At 44.4% G+C, this 17,315-nt stretch carries 9 protein-coding genes, 2 rRNA genes and 1 pseudogene (1 of these 12 only partly in view); all 12 read left to right on the forward strand.

Going from position 1 to position 17,315, the window contains the following annotated elements; translation table 11 throughout:
• Positions 1–2,788, forward strand: a 23S ribosomal RNA gene (locus tag A0V43_RS15650); it begins 140 nt to the left of the window's first position.
• 526 nt (positions 2,789–3,314) lie between these two features.
• Positions 3,315–3,431 (forward strand): 5S ribosomal RNA (gene rrf / locus A0V43_RS15655).
• Positions 3,432–3,695: 264 nt separating this feature from the next.
• Positions 3,696–4,157, forward strand: a complete 462-nt coding sequence (ctsR, locus tag A0V43_RS15660; protein ID WP_011229590.1) for a transcriptional regulator CtsR — start codon at positions 3,696–3,698, stop codon at positions 4,155–4,157.
• A gap of 15 nt (positions 4,158–4,172) precedes the next feature.
• Complete coding sequence (locus A0V43_RS15665; protein ID WP_011229591.1) at positions 4,173–4,721, forward strand: protein-arginine kinase activator protein McsA; 549 nt, start codon at positions 4,173–4,175, stop codon at positions 4,719–4,721.
• A gap of 5 nt (positions 4,722–4,726) precedes the next feature.
• Positions 4,727–5,818, forward strand: a complete 1,092-nt coding sequence (locus A0V43_RS15670; protein ID WP_011229592.1) for a protein-arginine kinase McsB — start codon at positions 4,727–4,729, stop codon at positions 5,816–5,818.
• Positions 5,815–8,247 carry an ATP-dependent protease ATP-binding subunit ClpC gene (gene clpC, locus A0V43_RS15675; protein ID WP_011229593.1) on the forward strand — a complete coding sequence of 811 codons (2,433 nt, stop codon included), beginning with the start codon at positions 5,815–5,817 and terminating at the stop codon, positions 8,245–8,247. Before A0V43_RS15670 ends, clpC begins: the two co-directional genes overlap by 4 nt.
• Before the next feature lie 78 nt (positions 8,248–8,325).
• Positions 8,326–9,096 (forward strand): annotated as a pseudogene (locus tag A0V43_RS15680) (AAA family ATPase); the annotation flags it as partial.
• A gap of 187 nt (positions 9,097–9,283) precedes the next feature.
• Positions 9,284–10,609: a site-specific integrase gene (locus A0V43_RS15685; RefSeq protein WP_009361437.1), complete on the forward strand. Its 1,326-nt coding sequence runs from the start codon at positions 9,284–9,286 to the stop codon at positions 10,607–10,609.
• A gap of 12 nt (positions 10,610–10,621) precedes the next feature.
• Positions 10,622–13,339, forward strand: a complete 2,718-nt coding sequence (locus A0V43_RS15690; protein WP_009361438.1) for a helix-turn-helix domain-containing protein — start codon at positions 10,622–10,624, stop codon at positions 13,337–13,339.
• 7 nt (positions 13,340–13,346) lie between these two features.
• A complete protein-coding gene (locus A0V43_RS15695) occupies positions 13,347–15,116 on the forward strand; it encodes a hypothetical protein (protein WP_009361439.1) in 1,770 nt (589 codons plus the stop codon).
• 9 nt (positions 15,117–15,125) lie between these two features.
• Entirely contained in the window at positions 15,126–15,818 is a 693-nt protein-coding gene (locus A0V43_RS15700) for a hypothetical protein (protein ID WP_009361440.1), read from the forward strand.
• A 14-nt stretch (positions 15,819–15,832) separates the two neighbouring features.
• Positions 15,833–17,224: a DNA repair protein RadA gene (gene radA, locus A0V43_RS15705; protein ID WP_009361441.1), complete on the forward strand. Its 1,392-nt coding sequence runs from the start codon at positions 15,833–15,835 to the stop codon at positions 17,222–17,224.
• The last annotated feature ends 91 nt before the right edge of the window (positions 17,225–17,315 follow it).

Genomic DNA, 17,315 nt, shown 5'->3' on the forward strand with positions numbered 1-17,315 from the left:
TGGGGCAGTATCCATGCCTGAATCCATAGGGCATGGAGGGCACACCCGGGGAACTGAAACATCTTAGTACCCGGAGGAGAAGAAAGCAACCGCGATTCCCTAAGTAGCGGCGAGCGAAACGGGAACAGCCCAAACCAAGAGGCATGTCCTCTTGGGGTTGTAGGACCGCTCACGATGGGAGTGAGAAAGGGACGGGGTAGACGAACCGGTCTGGAACGGCCGGCCAGAGAAGGTGAGAGCCCTGTAGTCGAAACTTCGTTCCCTCCCGAGCGGATCCTGAGTACGGCGGGACACGAGGAATCCCGTCGGAAGCAGGGAGGACCATCTCCCAAGGCTAAATACTCCCTAGTGACCGATAGTGCACCAGTACCGTGAGGGAAAGGTGAAAAGCACCCCGGGAGGGGAGTGAAAGAGAACCTGAAACCGTGTGCCTACAAGTAGTCAGAGCCCGTTGATGGGTGATGGCGTGCCTTTTGTAGAATGAACCGGCGAGTGACGATGGCGTGCGAGGTTAAGCCGAAGAGGCGGAGCCGCAGCGAAAGCGAGTCTGAACAGGGCGTGTGAGTACGTCGTCGTCGACCCGAAACCAGGTGATCTACCCATGTCCAGGGTGAAGGCCGGGTAACACCGGCTGGAGGCCCGAACCCACGCACGTTGAAAAGTGCGGGGATGAGGTGTGGGTAGGGGTGAAATGCCAATCGAACTTGGAGATAGCTGGTTCTCCCCGAAATAGCTTTAGGGCTAGCCTCGGGTTTAGGAGTCTTGGAGGTAGAGCACTGATTGGGCTAGGGGCCCAAACCGGGTTACCGAACCCAGTCAAACTCCGAATGCCAACGACTTATGCCCGGGAGTCAGACCGCGAGTGATAAGATCCGTGGTCGAGAGGGGAACAGCCCAGACCGCCAGCTAAGGCCCCGAAGTGCACGTTCAGTGGAAAAGGATGTGGAGTTGCAAAGACAACCAGGATGTTGGCTTAGAAGCAGCCACCATTTAAAGAGTGCGTAATAGCTCACTGGTCGAGTGACTCTGCGCCGAAAATGTACCGGGGCTAAACGTGCCGCCGAAGCTGCGGGATGACCGTTGGTCATCGGTAGGGGAGCGTTCTAAGGGCAGAGAAGCCAGACCGGAAGGACTGGTGGAGCGCTTAGAAGTGAGAATGCCGGTATGAGTAGCGAAAACAGAGGTGAGAATCCTCTGCGCCGAAAGCCTAAGGGTTCCTGAGGAAGGTTCGTCCGCTCAGGGTTAGTCGGGACCTAAGCCGAGGCCGAAAGGCGTAGGTGATGGACAACAGGTTGAGATTCCTGTACCACCTTCTTCCCGTTTGAGCAATGGGGGGACGCAGGAGGATAGGGCGAGCAGGCGGCTGGAAGAGCCTGTCCAAGCCGTGAGGCTGATCTGCAGGCAAATCCGCGGATCATAAGGCCAAGCGGTGACGGCGACGGAGTGATCCGGAAGTCCCCGATTTCACACTGCCAAGAAAAGCCTCTAGCGAGGGAAGAGGTGCCCGTACCGCAAACCGACACAGGTAGGCGAGGAGAGAATCCTAAGGCGCGCGGGAGAACTCTCGTTAAGGAACTCGGCAAAATGACCCCGTAACTTCGGGAGAAGGGGTGCTCTTTGGGGTGAAGAGCCCTGAAGAGCCGCAGTGAAAAGGCCCAAGCGACTGTTTATCAAAAACACAGGTCTCTGCGAAGCCGAAAGGCGACGTATAGGGGCTGACACCTGCCCGGTGCTGGAAGGTTAAGGGGAGCGCTTAGCGGAAGCGAAGGTGCGAACCGAAGCCCCAGTAAACGGCGGCCGTAACTATAACGGTCCTAAGGTAGCGAAATTCCTTGTCGGGTAAGTTCCGACCCGCACGAAAGGTGTAACGACTTGGGCGCTGTCTCAACGAGAGACCCGGTGAAATTATACTACCTGTGAAGATGCAGGTTACCCGCGACAGGACGGAAAGACCCCGTGGAGCTTTACTGCAGCCTGATATGGAATTTTGGTATCGCTTGTACAGGATAGGTGGGAGCCTGGGAAGCCGGAGCGCCAGCTTCGGTGGAGGCGGCGGTGGGATACCACCCTGGCGGTATTGAAATTCTAACCCGCACCCCTTAGCGGGGTGGGAGACAGTGTCAGGTGGGCAGTTTGACTGGGGCGGTCGCCTCCCAAAAGGTAACGGAGGCGCCCAAAGGTTCCCTCAGAATGGTTGGAAATCATTCGGAGAGTGCAAAGGCACAAGGGAGCTTGACTGCGAGACGGACAGGTCGAGCAGGGACGAAAGTCGGGCTTAGTGATCCGGTGGTTCCGCATGGAAGGGCCATCGCTCAACGGATAAAAGCTACCCCGGGGATAACAGGCTGATCTCCCCAAGAGTCCACATCGACGGGGAGGTTTGGCACCTCGATGTCGGCTCATCGCATCCTGGGGCTGTAGTCGGTCCCAAGGGTTGGGCTGTTCGCCCATTAAAGCGGTACGCGAGCTGGGTTCAGAACGTCGTGAGACAGTTCGGTCCCTATCCGTCGCGGGCGGAGGAAATTTGAGAGGAGCTGTCCTTAGTACGAGAGGACCGGGATGGACGCACCGCTGGTGTACCAGTTGTCCCGCCAGGGGCACCGCTGGGTAGCTATGTGCGGACGGGATAAGCGCTGAAAGCATCTAAGCGTGAAGCCCCCTCAAGATGAGATTTCCCACCGCGTCAGGCGGGTAAGATCCCTCGAAGATGACGAGGTCGATAGGTCCGAGGTGGAAGCGTGGCGACACGTGGAGCTGACGGATACTAATCGATCGAGGGCTTAACCTAGTGAGAAAAGTGAAAGCGCCGCGATTAGCTCTCGAAGCCAAATGTTCTTCACCCGCAGGGGTGCTTGCACCCCGAGGGGGAAGGTTATTTGGCAGAAGAGAGCTAGGCGCTGGAACTGGACAGCAAGAAAAGTGGAGGCCGCCCGCTTATCGGCGAGGTGCGCTGGAGGGCCTGCGAGGAGGCTCGAACCAAGCAAAGCTTGGTTCTGCGTGGGTGGTATCACAGGAGCGTAAGCAATGTGTCGCCGCCGCAGCAGGACCGAAGCGTCGCAAGCCGATGGCGGCCGGAACTAGACAGTGAAAAGCGCAGGCGAGCGGGTCGCCGCGACGGGCAAATGTTCTTCGTCTGCAGGGATGTTCACATCCCGAAGGCGAAGGTTATTTGACCCCGAGCGGCGGCGAGCCGGAGCTGGACAATGCGAAAAGCGCAGGCGAGCGGCTTCTTCCAACGGTTATCTAGTTTTGAGGGAATGAAAAAGTCTTGACAACAGGTCAACTTTCCTTATAATAAGACTTGTCCATTGTTGCCTAGTGGCTATGGCGGAGGGGAAACACCCGTTCCCATCCCGAACACGGAAGTTAAGCCCTCCAGCGCCGATGGTAGTTGGGGCCAGCGCCCCTGCAAGAGTAGGTCGCTGCTAGGCAAAATGGAAAGCACGTCTTTTCTTTCCTTGGAAGAAAAGGCGTGCTTTTTCATTTATTCGGCTGCTTGACGTTTTATTGTCCAGAAAAACGGATATTCTATAGTTAGTTTTCCTTCTTTGGTCACTCTTGAAATTTTCCGTAATACATTGTATAGTAAGAGTAAGGTCAAATATAGTCAAAGTCAACAAATAGGCAGTGGGGTGCCCTTGTCAGCGGACGGCCCATCGCCAGGCAGCTTGGTTGTAAGGAAGGTGGTAGGTAGAGTGCCGAACATTTCCGACATCATTGAGCAATATTTAAAGCAAGTGCTCAATATGAGCGACCAAGATATCGTTGAAATTAAACGAAGCGAAATCGCTAATAAATTCCAATGTGTTCCGTCGCAGATCAACTATGTCATCAATACGAGGTTTACCCTTGAAAGAGGGTACATCGTCGAAAGCAAGCGCGGTGGCGGTGGGTATATCCGCATTATGAAAGTGAAGACAAAGAGTGAAGCACAGCTTATTGACCAGCTGCTCGAGCTTGTCGGCCACCGCATCAGCCAATCGAATGCTGAAGATGTGGTAAAACGTCTCGTTGAAGAAAAGGTAATTTCGGAGCGGGAAGCGAAAATTATGTTAAGCGCTATGGATCGTTCTGTTTTATATATCGATTTGCCCGAGCGGGACGAACTGCGGGCCCGCATGTTAAAAGCGATGCTGACGTCGCTGAAATACAAATAGGGGGAGGGGGAGGCATTGATTTGCCAAGAATGCAAGCAGCGGCCGGCCACGATGCACTTTACAAAAATTGTAAACGGAGAGAAAACGGAGTTCCATCTTTGCGAGCAATGCGCCAGAGAGCATGGCCATATGTTTACGTTCTACGGCAATGATGATTTTTCACTCAACAACTTGTTGGCGGGGCTTCTTAACTTTCAAGCGCCGATGAAAGAGATGACGGCGAACGCGTTTCCGAACCCGGATGTACTTCAATGTGAGACGTGCCAAATGACATACCATCAATTCACACAAATCGGGCGGTTCGGCTGCGCTAACTGCTACCGGACGTTTGCACGCTACTTGCCGCCGATTTTGAAACGGCTCCATAGCGGCAATACCGCTCATTCAGGAAAAATTCCGAAGCGAAAAGGCGGCGTTCTCCATTTGCGCAAGCAACTTGCTATGTTGAAACAAAAGCTTCAGGAGCTCGTCGCTCGTGAGGAATTCGAGCGGGCGGCCGAGGTGCGCGACCAAATCCGCTCGTTGGAGGATGAACTGCGTCGACGCGGAGAGGGGGATATGTAAGCGGTATGTCGTTCGAGAAGTTTTTCAATACGGCGGTCAGCGCGTGGATGAGCCAAGAGGGGCCGGATTCGGACATCGTCTTAAGCAGTCGCATCCGACTGGCGCGCAACATCGTTGACTTTCGTTTTCCAACGCTGTTTAGCAGTGAAGAAGCGATGCAAATCGTCGCGTTGTTTGAACGGACGTTCGCCCATCGTTCTTACGGAGGGGCAGGCCGCTTCGAGTTGTTGAAAATGTCGGAGCTTCAGCCGATTGAAAAACGGGTATTGGTAGAAAAACACTTAATTAGTCCGCATCTGGCTGAGGATTCGCCGTTTGGCGCTTGTCTGCTTTCGGAAAATGAAGAAATCAGCATCATGATCAACGAGGAGGATCATATCCGCATCCAATGCCTATTCCCGGGGTTGCAGCTTGCTGAGGCTCTCGAGGCGGCGAGCGAATTGGACGATTGGATTGAAGGGTATGTCAACTATGCCTTTGACGAGCGGCTTGGTTATTTAACGAGCTGCCCGACCAATGTCGGGACGGGATTGCGGGCTTCGGTGATGATGCATCTTCCGGCGCTTGTGCTGACGCAACAAATTAACCGTATTATTCCTGCCATCAACCAGCTTGGGCTTGTTGTCCGTGGAACATACGGTGAAGGGAGTGAAGCGTTGGGAAATATATTCCAAATTTCCAATCAGATCACGCTTGGGAAATCGGAGGAAGACATTGTTGCTGATTTGCATACGATCGTTCAGCAGCTGATCGCCCAAGAAAGAGCGGCTCGTCAGGCATTAGTGAAAACTTTGGGCATACAATTAGAAGACAAGGTGTTCCGTTCATACGGCATACTGGCCAACTGTCGCGTCATCGAATCGAAAGAAGCGGCGCAATGTCTGTCCGATGTTCGCTTAGGGATTGATCTAGGATATATCAAGAACATCTCGCGCAACATTTTAAATGAGCTGATGATTTTGACGCAGCCGGGATTTTTGCAGCAATATGCCGGCGGGGCGCTTCGCCCTGAAGAACGGGACGTCCGCCGCGCGGCGCTGATCCGGGAGCGTTTAAAGATGGAGGAACGAAGAAAGATGGAGGGTGATGAACGATGATGTTTGGCAGATTTACGGAACGGGCGCAAAAAGTGCTGGCGCTGGCGCAGGAAGAAGCCATTCGCCTCGGCCATAACAATATCGGCACAGAACATATTTTGCTCGGCCTCATCCGCGAGGGCGAGGGGATCGCGGCTAAGGCGCTCATGGCGCTTGGGCTCGGCCCAGATAAAATCCAAAAAGAAGTCGAATCGCTCATCGGCCGTGGCAGTGAAGTGTCGCATACGATCCACTATACACCGCGGGCGAAAAAAGTCATTGAGCTGTCGATGGATGAAGCGCGGAAGCTCGGCCATTCATACGTCGGCACAGAACATATTTTGCTTGGGTTGATCCGCGAAGGCGAAGGGGTGGCCGCCCGCGTGCTGAACAACTTGGGAGTAAGCTTGAACAAAGCGCGCCAGCAAGTGTTGCAGCTGCTTGGCAGCAATGAGTCGATGTCAGGCCATGGCGGCGGCGCGTCGCATGTTAGCACTCCGACGCTTGACAGCCTCGCCCGCGATTTGACAGCGATTGCCCGCGAAGGACGGCTGGACCCGGTCATCGGCCGCAGTAAAGAAATTCAGCGCGTCATTGAAGTATTAAGCCGGCGGACGAAAAATAATCCGGTGTTGATCGGCGAGCCGGGCGTTGGGAAAACGGCCATTGCTGAAGGGTTAGCCCAACAAATCGTCAATAACGAAGTGCCGGAAACGCTGCGCGACAAGCGGGTCATGACGCTCGATATGGGGACGGTCGTCGCCGGAACGAAATACCGGGGGGAATTTGAAGACCGGCTGAAAAAAGTGATGGATGAAATTCGTCAAGCGGGCAACATCATCTTGTTCATCGATGAGCTGCATACATTAATTGGCGCCGGTGGGGCGGAAGGAGCGATCGACGCGTCGAACATTTTGAAACCGGCGTTGGCGCGCGGGGAGCTTCAATGCATCGGCGCGACAACGCTCGATGAATACCGGAAATATATTGAAAAAGACGCCGCGCTTGAACGCCGCTTTCAGCCGATTTACGTTGATGAACCGACAGTGGAAGAATCGATCCAAATTTTAAAAGGGTTGCGCGATCGGTATGAAGCGCACCACCGCGTTTCGATTTCCGACGAGGCGATCGTGCAAGCCGTCAAGTTGTCCGACCGCTACATTACCGACCGTTTCTTGCCGGATAAGGCGATCGATTTGATCGACGAGGCTTGCTCGAAAGTGCGCCTTCGTTCGTTCACCGCACCGCCGAAATTGAAAGAACTTGAACAAAAGCTCGAGGAAGTGCGGAAAGAAAAAGACGCGGCCGTGCAAAGCCAAGAATTTGAAAAAGCGGCGTCGCTGCGCGATATGGAACAGCGGCTGCGCGAAGAACTGGAGGAAACGAAACGTGCGTGGAAAGAAAAACAAGGCCAAGAAAATTTGGAAGTGACGGTCGAAGACATCGCCGCGGTCGTCTCGAGTTGGACCGGCATTCCAGTATCGAAGCTCGCTGAGACGGAAACGGAGCGGCTGCTCAAGCTGGAAGAAATTTTGCATTCGCGTGTCGTCGGCCAAGACGAGGCGGTCAAAGCGGTCGCCAAAGCGGTGCGCCGCGCCCGTGCTGGCCTGAAAGACCCGAAACGCCCGATCGGTTCGTTCATTTTCCTTGGTCCGACCGGCGTTGGGAAAACGGAGTTGGCCCGAGCCTTGGCAGAAGCGATGTTTGGCGATGAAGACGCCCTCATTCGCATCGATATGTCCGAGTATATGGAAAAACACTCGACATCGCGGCTCATCGGGTCGCCGCCGGGGTATGTCGGTTATGAAGAAGGCGGCCAGCTGACGGAAAAAGTGCGCCGCAAGCCGTATTCGGTTGTCCTGTTAGATGAGATGGAAAAAGCGCATCCGGACGTGTTCAATATTTTGCTGCAAGTGTTGGAAGATGGGCGGCTGACTGACTCGAAAGGGCGGACGGTCGACTTCCGCAACACGATCATCATCATGACGTCCAACGTCGGCGCCGATGCGCTGAAACGGAATAAGTACGTTGGCTTCAACATTCAAGACGGGAACCAGCAATACAAAGATATGAAAAGCAAAGTGATGGATGAGCTGAAAAAAGCATTCCGTCCAGAGTTTTTAAACCGGATCGACGAAATCATCGTCTTCCATTCGCTCGAAAAAGACCATCTGAAACAAATCGTCCGATTGATGGCCGATACGCTCGTGAAGCGGCTGAAAGAGCAAGACATTGATCTTGAGCTGACGGAGGCCGCCATTGAGAAAATCGCCGCCGAAGGGTTCGATCCAGAATACGGTGCCCGTCCGCTGCGCCGCGCCTTGCAAAAGCATGTTGAAGACCGTTTGTCCGAAGAATTGTTAAAAGGCACGATCGCCAAAGGGCAAAAAGTCGTCGTGGATGTCAAAGACGGGGAGTTTGTCGTATTGTCGAAACAGGCGGTCGTGTGAGGGAAGAAAAGGCATGCGGCAGCTTCCTGCCCATGCCTTTTTTTTCGTTGGAAAACGTTACAGAAAGGGTTAAGATCGATGGCGAAGAAGAAAACGAAGTTCGTTTGCCAAGAGTGTGGATATGAGTCGGCCAAATGGCTTGGACGCTGTCCGGGATGCCAAACATGGAATTCGTTTGTTGAGGAAATGGAGCAGGAGAAACCGACTGTGCGCGGCGCATTTCTTCATTCGGAGCGGGCGGGTTCGGCCAAACCGGTCCCGATTACAGCCGTGGAGGCGGTGCAAGAGCCGCGCATGAAAACGAACAGCGCGGAGCTCGATCGCGTGTTGGGCGGTGGAATCGTCAAAGGTTCGCTCGTTTTGATCGGCGGCGACCCTGGCATTGGCAAATCAACGTTGCTTTTGCAAACATCGGCGCAGTTGGCCGCCGCTGGGCATCAAGTGCTGTATGTCTCCGGTGAGGAATCGGTCAAACAAGTAAAGCTGCGCGCTGGACGCCTTCGTGCGGAGTGCGATCGGCTGTACGTGTTGGCGGAAGCAGATTTGGAATACATTGTGGCAGCGGTTGAAACGGTTCAACCTGCTTGTGTCATCATTGATTCGATTCAGACGGTGTATCGCACCGATATTTCCTCTGCACCGGGCAGCGTCGCCCAAGTGCGCGAATGCACGGCCGAGCTGATGAAGCTGGCGAAAACAAAAGGCATTGCCATTTTTATCGTCGGTCATGTGACGAAGGAAGGGGCGATCGCCGGGCCGCGCCTGCTCGAACATATGGTGGACACCGTTCTCTATTTTGAAGGGGAGCGACACCATACGTATCGCATTTTGCGAGCGGTGAGTAACCAAATGTTATTAAACAATTAAACGAACGATATGTCGATTGATATAAAAATTCTATAAACTTTGACAAATAAGGATTTTTAGCATATAATTCAATCGTCTAATATTTAATAAAATTTAAACAATTAAACGTTTAATTAACAATCTAAGATACATATACTTATAGTTTTTAGACGATTGGAGGGGGAGAACGGTGAGAACAACAAAGAAGTCGATGTCAGAAACGACAGAAAAACCAAATTTAAGATTAGTTAAAGATGACGATTGGAAACATAGAACAAGAAACCTACGTTTCTGTAAGCAAAAACTGACGATTATAGAAGAGGATGGCTTAGTGCGTGACTTTATGTTTATTGTACTAAGAAATGAATTTAACAAGAAAATGAAAGTGACAGGATACAGCAATTACTTTATAAAAGAACTTAATTCAGCAAGGTTAGAGACATTGGAGTATCACGCTAAAATCATTACTCGATTCCTGAACTACATTTTTTTCGATAAATATGATGAGTATCAAATGAAAGATATTACTGAGTTAAAGATAGAGTATGGAAATCACTTTTTGAGGGATTATGCACAAGGGTATGTAGGAAAGAAAAAGAAAACTGAAATGACAGTACAAAAGGCAGAACAAGTCCTCAATCGATTTTATAAGTATCTTTTTAATGAATTAGAGGATATGAAATATATAAGTGAAAAAGATTTCTTCACAAAGCATAGTTCAACTTATTACCACAGAGGACAGTGGAAGAAAAGAAAAAAGGTAGTGGAACGTGTAGAATCCTTGTTTACTGTTATCCCACCGAACTACACCCCTCCACAACGAGTGAAACATATTCCTTCCTATGTTTTTCAAGAAATGTTGAACATATGTGATATTCATTATCCTCATTTGAAATTGGCTTTATGCCTACAAGCATTTGGTGGGTTAAGAAGAGGAGAAGTATGTAATGTATCACGAAACAATATAAGTTATCGTATGTTTGGAAAAGATTTAGGGTGGTTCACAATCGATTTAAGGGAAAAAGTTCAACTTAGAACAGATGGTAAGGACGTAGGAGGAATCAAGAAAAGAAGAATTCAACCTATACATCCTGTATTTTTGAAATTATTCCAAGAGGTTTATGACCAACATATGAAATTAATTGCACATATTGATAATCCTTACGGTGCAATTTTTCTTAATCGTGATGGAGAAGCAATGTTGGATAGCAGTTATGAAACATTTTTCAAAAATATTGTTGACCTAGTACTAGAAAAATTATGTAAAAGAGGAGATTTTAAAAGCGCAAGTGAAGCAAAGCTTTTAATGTCTGGTAGAGTGGGAACGCATATCTTACGCCACTTTTTTACCCAGTTTATTGCAGAGTTAGAGACGACTCGTAGCCCTATTGAGGTAGCGTATTGGAGAGGGGATGGGTCATTAGATAGTGCGATTGCCTATTTCGCACAACATCCAGTGATAGATGAGAAAATCAAAAAGATACAAGAAAAGGTATTTGATAAGATTGTGTTTTAGGGGGTGAGGGGATTGAGTGAAGAATTAAATACACTAAACCTTTATACCATAGAAGAAGCCAGTCAAAAGCTAAGTTGCACTGAGAAGCACTTATATAAGCTTGCATCGGAGCAACGTTTAAAATCGTATAGAATTGAACGAAAAACGTTTTTTGATAAAGAAGAAGTCGATAACATTCAGGCATTATTACAGGACACTTACAGTTATCAAGAAATCGTTGCTATTGTTAGAAATGAATCAAACCACGACAACATAACCCAAACTACCATAAAAAACTATATAGAGAAGCATTTTGGGTTAATCTTAAACCCTTTAAACGGCAAAGATTTCCGATTGTATAAGAAGGACAAGCCTAAGCTCATTGAACTCATAAATAAAAACTATAAAGAGCCTAGAAGTGAAAAAGATGTTCTAAAAGAAGTGCTTAAACCATTCATAGTAGAAGTCAATTATATAGAATCTGGTGTTATTGATGATTACTATGATTTTCACTTTTTGAAGGATTATTCGAAGAGAAATGCTCTCTATCACTTAGGGGATAACAAACGCACATTACAACATATTTTGATGGTCTGTAATGAGCAAGGGGTCAAGTGGTGTACGAATAGAAGTCTTAATAATGTTTATATTGCCAAGGCAGATTTTGAGAAGTATAAGGCTTATTACGATAAAGTAAAAAATTTTGACCCCGAACAGTATTACACAAATACAGAAGTAAAAGAAATGTTCGGAATTATGAATACCGATAGGATTGCCGAATATGCAAATGCGTTTAAAGTGAAAAATAAACTGTACTTCGATAAAAAGAAAATAGATGAACTGAAATATGTTCAAGAGAACACGATTACAAATTCGGAATTAATGGAGAAATATAATATTTCCAGCAAATCCCTTAAAAATTTGATGAAGAAACTTGGGATAAAGTATATTCCTAAAAACACATATCCACTCATAAATGCAATGCTTGTTTATAAGGAAGATGTCCCAAAAATTGAAAATTATTTAAATGAAATCCATCAATTAGAAAATGCCTCTACTGACTATGATAGATTCCAGTTAGAGACAAAACATATTCAACCTACTGCCAAGATTCCAAAAACGTTGGACGCATTCGATAAATTTATTATTCAACGCTTTAAGGATAATCAAACTAAATACGTTTATACAAACTTAGTCAATGTCTATAGTGTCATTATTCCTAAGCTTGAAAAAGAAATTATGAACTATAACACAGAGGAACTTATTGAGTTAATGGAAGCTATACCTCAACTAGTGGCAAAACGTGAATTCTCCTTTTTCCTTCAATACTGTAAAAAACGCTATTTAACCAAATACAAAGATCGTTTCAAAATAGAAACCAATACTTTAAATGAAAGGTCAGGCTATACCTTTGAGCAATGGTATCAATTCGCCCTACTTCTCTTTACACAACACGAAGAGCTGTTGGCTAAATCTATTGATAATCGAATCAATGCAATGGTTTGGCTTTATTGTGCAATGCATTATGTTTGTGCGTGGAGAGCGGATGACTTATTAAGAATGCCGTATCCAAACTTAGAGGAAGTTTTAGGAATGAATGAAGAAGAAGTATTGAAGTGTATCAAATCCAGACAATTTACCTTAGAAATGGCGCAACGTGTAGTCAATAATGTGATGTTTCAAGTAAAAATGTTTCATATTCAACCAAAAAAGAACAAAAAGAAAAATAAACAGCGATTAAAGTTGGTCGTGAGTGATTCCTATGTGTATACCATTGGAATGCTCATCGCGTTGTGTGAAGCTCATCGCAAGAAAACAGAAAAGTCATCAAATCGTTGGTTCAATACTTCAACCATTTTAACAAATAGAGTAACGAAACGAGAAACACACATTGCGTTATTTGGGGAAAAGTACAATGAAATCTTTGGACAAGAAACCTTTTTAAACAATCGTGCGAATAAAACCTATATGAATTTTGCCCAAGTGGAAAGCCAACAACAAAAATGGGGGATGGGATATGATTTAAGCGCTATCATTCGTGGACATATAAAAGATAAACAAGGTATCGCTAAAACCACGCAAGTTTATTTGGAGCATATAAATAAAAGCAATGATATTGATAAAATTACCCAAGCCTTAACAGAGAGAGGAAGTTTTGGTTTTATGTCTCACCTTCTCTTAAAGGTCATTAAGGACGAAGAAGATCATAACCAGTATGCCCTTCTCGATATGGCGGAGCAAAACAAAGAGATACAAGAGTTGTTCGGTTTAAAACCTATTCATATAGAACTTATGGTCAAGGGTATTAACGAATATCGCAGTCGAATTTCCGAAGTATTTAGAGAGTTGATCACAAGTCATAAGGGGCAAATGAAAGAAATTTTACAGAAAATCTCAATGGGTGAAACACCTTCTAAAATGGAGCATTCTCAATGCTTGCTTAAAACCATCGACAGATCTGCTTGTATCTATCCTAGTCGAGACCATTGTATCGGTTGTGAGTATGCGATGAATGAAATGTATTTTCTGATTGAATATAATCAACGTTTAACCCAGTTGTTGAATAACATCCGCAACGCTAAATATGAGTTTGATAAACAACGATACACGTATACTTTATTTAATGTTTATTTACCAATCTTACAAGAGGCTATAATTTACTTTGGTAAGGAAAGAGTAAGAGCGTTTGTAAAAATTTCAAAACAAGATATAATCGAACTTCAGAAAAATCATCAATTAAGTATTGGGTGAAGGAATAATGTTAGTTGAGCGAAAAGTCAAAGATTCCAATATCTCCATTGTTCAGTTTAAGGACTATTTTTCTGTCCCTTTGAATGAATTGGAAGAGATATTTAAGGAATTTCAACAAAAACAAATTATTCAAGCCTATTCCTTTGAGGAGAATATTTGGTATTTATATAACGAAAAGTTGAAAAGAAGAGTCCTTTTTCATTTGGATGAGATAAAATATAACAAAGCTAAAAAGAACAGGGATATCTTTGCTTATGTTGATATTATTAATGCCTTGAAAGGTTATGTACTTTATAAAATTCAAGTACATCCTATTGAAATTGTTTCAGAAGACCTTAGATTCCTAAAAAAGATCATTGAGGAAACAGACTACTTTGCACTGGAAAAGAAAAAAGAGCTAGTTGCCAAGAAATTAAAGAAAGATACCAATTATTTTAAGCATACTCATACTCTTATTGAATTCCTTGAGTATTTTCCTATAAATGATAATGATGAGTATTTGAACTTGCTTTATCATCAAGCCGAAGCATATTCGAAATATAGAGAAGATCATCAAGGACTCAATCAAAGAGAAATTGGTAATTTTGAGAGTGTCTTTAAATTGGGGGATGCATTAGATGATTTTTGGGAATGTTGTAGTAAAAGCGAAAAAGAAGAATTTTATCCGATTAAACTTTGGTGGGAAATCACTACCACAATTCCCCTTCGTGTGTCTGAGTTAGTCCTAACCCCTTATGATTGTTTGACAAAGGAGAATGGATATTACTACCTAACTGTAAGAAGAACCAAGTTAAAAGGAAACACAGCCATTGTGAAACACAGGGTAGATGAAGATTATACTTTACAAAAAGTACGCATTAGTGAAAAGTTGTACCGCCTTATCGGAGATTATCGGGATTTAGTGGATGAGTATGATTGGATTCCTAACTTTTTTTCTGAGGGTTATCAGCACGTTGGAAGAAGAAAGTATTTATTTTCACAAAGGGCGTACTTTAAGCATTTGCGATTTAAGGGTGTAACAGGCAAGAATTCAAGTATTCCTGAATTCTTTAATGTATTCAACCTTAATTACTTACTGAAACAATTCTATAAAAGGGTTATCGTTGATTTATTTAAGTATCAGCTAGTTCAAAAGAGGGACCAAGATGTAGATTTACTCCCTTATCAATTGGAATATGTCAATTTAATGGATACTCGCCATTTTGCTTTTATCAATATGGTTTTAAATGATTTAGAACCTTTAATTATTAAGCAAATTTCAGGGCATTCTTCCATTAAAAGTAGCTATCATTATTACAGTCACATCGATAAATTTGTAAAATGCGCCACCTATAATATGGCGAAAAAAATAGCAAGAAAAAAGCAAGCCGAAAAGGGCAGCGAGTATGTCATTGATGTAAGAAAATCAAATCAGTGGGATTTAGCTTTTAAGAAAGTTTTCGACCCAAACTATGAAGAAGAATGGAAACAATATAGAGAAGTGGAAGGTGGAAAGTGTTCTTCCAAACAGAAAGGATTTGAAGATTGTAAGAAAGTTGATAATGTATGTGAAATATGTGAATTCTATCATCCAACTGAGACTGATACGCAAAAGAATATTAAAGCATTAGTGCTTGAAAATCAAAAGAACATTTCAACTGAGGTGCTAGCTTTAAAAGAGCTTGTGAAGCAATATGACAAAGCGCAAAATTTTATGGAAGAGTATGGATTGAAAATAAACAAAATCAAAACCATAGCCACTCAAAACGCACAAATGTTAAGTAGGTATTTTCAGTAGGTGATATGAATGAGTAAAGAAAAGAAATTTACCACGGAAGAGTTATATGATATTCTTCATAAGTTTTTCCAAGATAACAAGAATAAGAACATAAAAAAGGTGAGTTTTAGTAACATTGCCCGTTATGCGAAAGAGGAATTGCATATTCAAGGAATTGAATACTATCATTTTTCTCGTAATAAAGAAATCAATAACAGAATAAAAGAATTTAAAAAGACTTTAAAAGAGGATATCGTCCAATACACAGCGGATAATAGCTATTTCGCCAATCTAAATGTAAAAGAGTTTGTGAAATGCAATATTAACAACCCTGATAGGCTTATAAAACTTTTAATGAACATACAAGAAATGCATAAAAAACTTTATGATAGAACGGTTAATGCCGAGTTAAAGGTCAGAGAGTTAGAGAAGAAGCTTGCTGATGTATATTCCCAAAAAGAAGACTACAAGGCTAAATATAAGGAACTTAAAAAGGAATCGGAATTAATGAAACAAGAAATAAAGGCTTATAAGGAAGTATTGGAAATAAAAGAGGAAGGTCAGTTAATCGAAGCGTTAAACTCAACTGGATTGTATCTAGTCCAAAAAGAAAACGAAGATACATTAGACAAGAAACATAATGAAAATATTGAACGATTAGATGATACGAATGGTAAGAACTTAGAAAAATTACTAGAACAATTCGAAGATATTTTTGATTAGGAAGTGTGATTAGAATGAAGAGAAAAACAGTTTATATATGTAGTAATTGCGGGCATCATCATCCTAAATGGCAAGGACGATGTAATTATTGCCAAGAGTGGAGTACCCTTGAAGAAACAGAAATAGGGGGAAGTCAGTCAAAACAACCCCTAGTACAAGCAACAAAAAGAAATGTTTCAGTAAAACGGTTAACTGAAACAGCATCCTCCAAAAGTGATAGAATCATCACTTCTATTAGCGAGTTTAATCGTGTAATGGGTGGGGGAATTGTAAAGGATTCCTTATCAATCATTACAGCTGTACCAGGAGCTGGGAAATCAACTTTATTACTCCAAGTATCACAAGATATTGCCTCACAAGGCTTTAAAGTGTTATATGCCAGTGGGGAAGAAAGTGAAAGTCAGATAAAAAACCGAGCAGAACGAGTTCTACCTAACATTGACTCGAACATTTGGATTTATAGCGATACAAGTATGAACAATGTACTAGGTGCTATCGAACAGATTGATCCTGATGTCGTTATTATTGACAGTATTCAAACTTTTGTGTTAGAAGAGTTTCCATCACGACCAGGCAGCCCAACCCAAACAATGGAGTGTGCTACGGCAATGTTAAAAGTGGCAAAAAACCCTGAACGTCCAAGAGCTGTTATTATGGTTGGACAAATGACTAAAGAGAATGAATTAGCTGGTTTACGTGCGCTTGAACATTTAGTAGATACCGTTCTTGTTTTAGATGGCGAGAATGGAGAAGAATTGAAGCAATTATCAGCAACGAAAAATCGCTATGGTAGCACAGGGGAGATTGGATTTTTTTCAATGGAAGAGGACGGGCTAAGAGCCATAGATAACCCTTCAGAGTATTTTATGACTCAAAGAAAAGAAGGGGAAATCGTAAGTGGAAGTGCTTTAACTGTCGTCAAAGAAGGAACACGTCCTATCATTGTAGAGATAGAGAGTTTAGTTTCTCCAACTTTTACACCTTATCCGTCTAGAATTGGTGAGTGTCTAAAAAGAGACCATTTAAATACCTTGATATCTATTCTTGAACAGAGAGCAGAGTTGCCGCTCTTTAATCAGAATGTGGTAATTAAGACAACAGGAGGAATAAAATTAAAAGAGCCATCTTCCAATCTTGCGGTCTTGATGAGCATCGTTTCTTCCTACAAAAATAAAGGCATACCCAATGATACCGTTTTTGTAGCTGATATTGGTTTGACAGGCGAACTAAAGAAGGTTCCAACCTTAGAAATGAGAATTAAAGAATTAGAGCGTATGGGCTTTAAAAAGGTATTTGTGGCTCGTAATGCCCTTCGTAATCCGTCGGTATTTAAAAAGATAGAGGTAATCTCTTGTAATACGCTGAATGAAGTGATTAATAAGGTTTTTAATGATTCACCTTTCTAAGACATTTATCGTTTTCTAAACGACAGTTCATTACTTCCGAATCAACATCTTGTGTCAAAGTATCAACACCTCCTTTGCGATATAAAGAGGT

The sequence above is a fragment of the Geobacillus sp. JS12 genome (assembly GCF_001592395.1).
Lineage (GTDB): Bacteria > Bacillota > Bacilli > Bacillales > Anoxybacillaceae > Geobacillus > Geobacillus zalihae.

What these genes read in the sequence shown, in the direction of transcription:
- A0V43_RS15695 (WP_009361439.1), top strand. Translation starts at nt 13,347, where the DNA reads ATGTTAGTTGAGCGAAAAGTCAAAGATTCCAATATCTCCATTGTTCAG.
- radA (WP_009361441.1), top strand. Translation starts at nt 15,833, where the DNA reads ATGAAGAGAAAAACAGTTTATATATGTAGTAATTGCGGGCATCATCAT.
- A0V43_RS15670 (WP_011229592.1), top strand. Translation starts at nt 4,727, where the DNA reads ATGTCGTTCGAGAAGTTTTTCAATACGGCGGTCAGCGCGTGGATGAGC.
- A0V43_RS15700 (WP_009361440.1), top strand. Translation starts at nt 15,126, where the DNA reads ATGAGTAAAGAAAAGAAATTTACCACGGAAGAGTTATATGATATTCTT.
- clpC (WP_011229593.1), top strand. Translation starts at nt 5,815, where the DNA reads ATGATGTTTGGCAGATTTACGGAACGGGCGCAAAAAGTGCTGGCGCTG.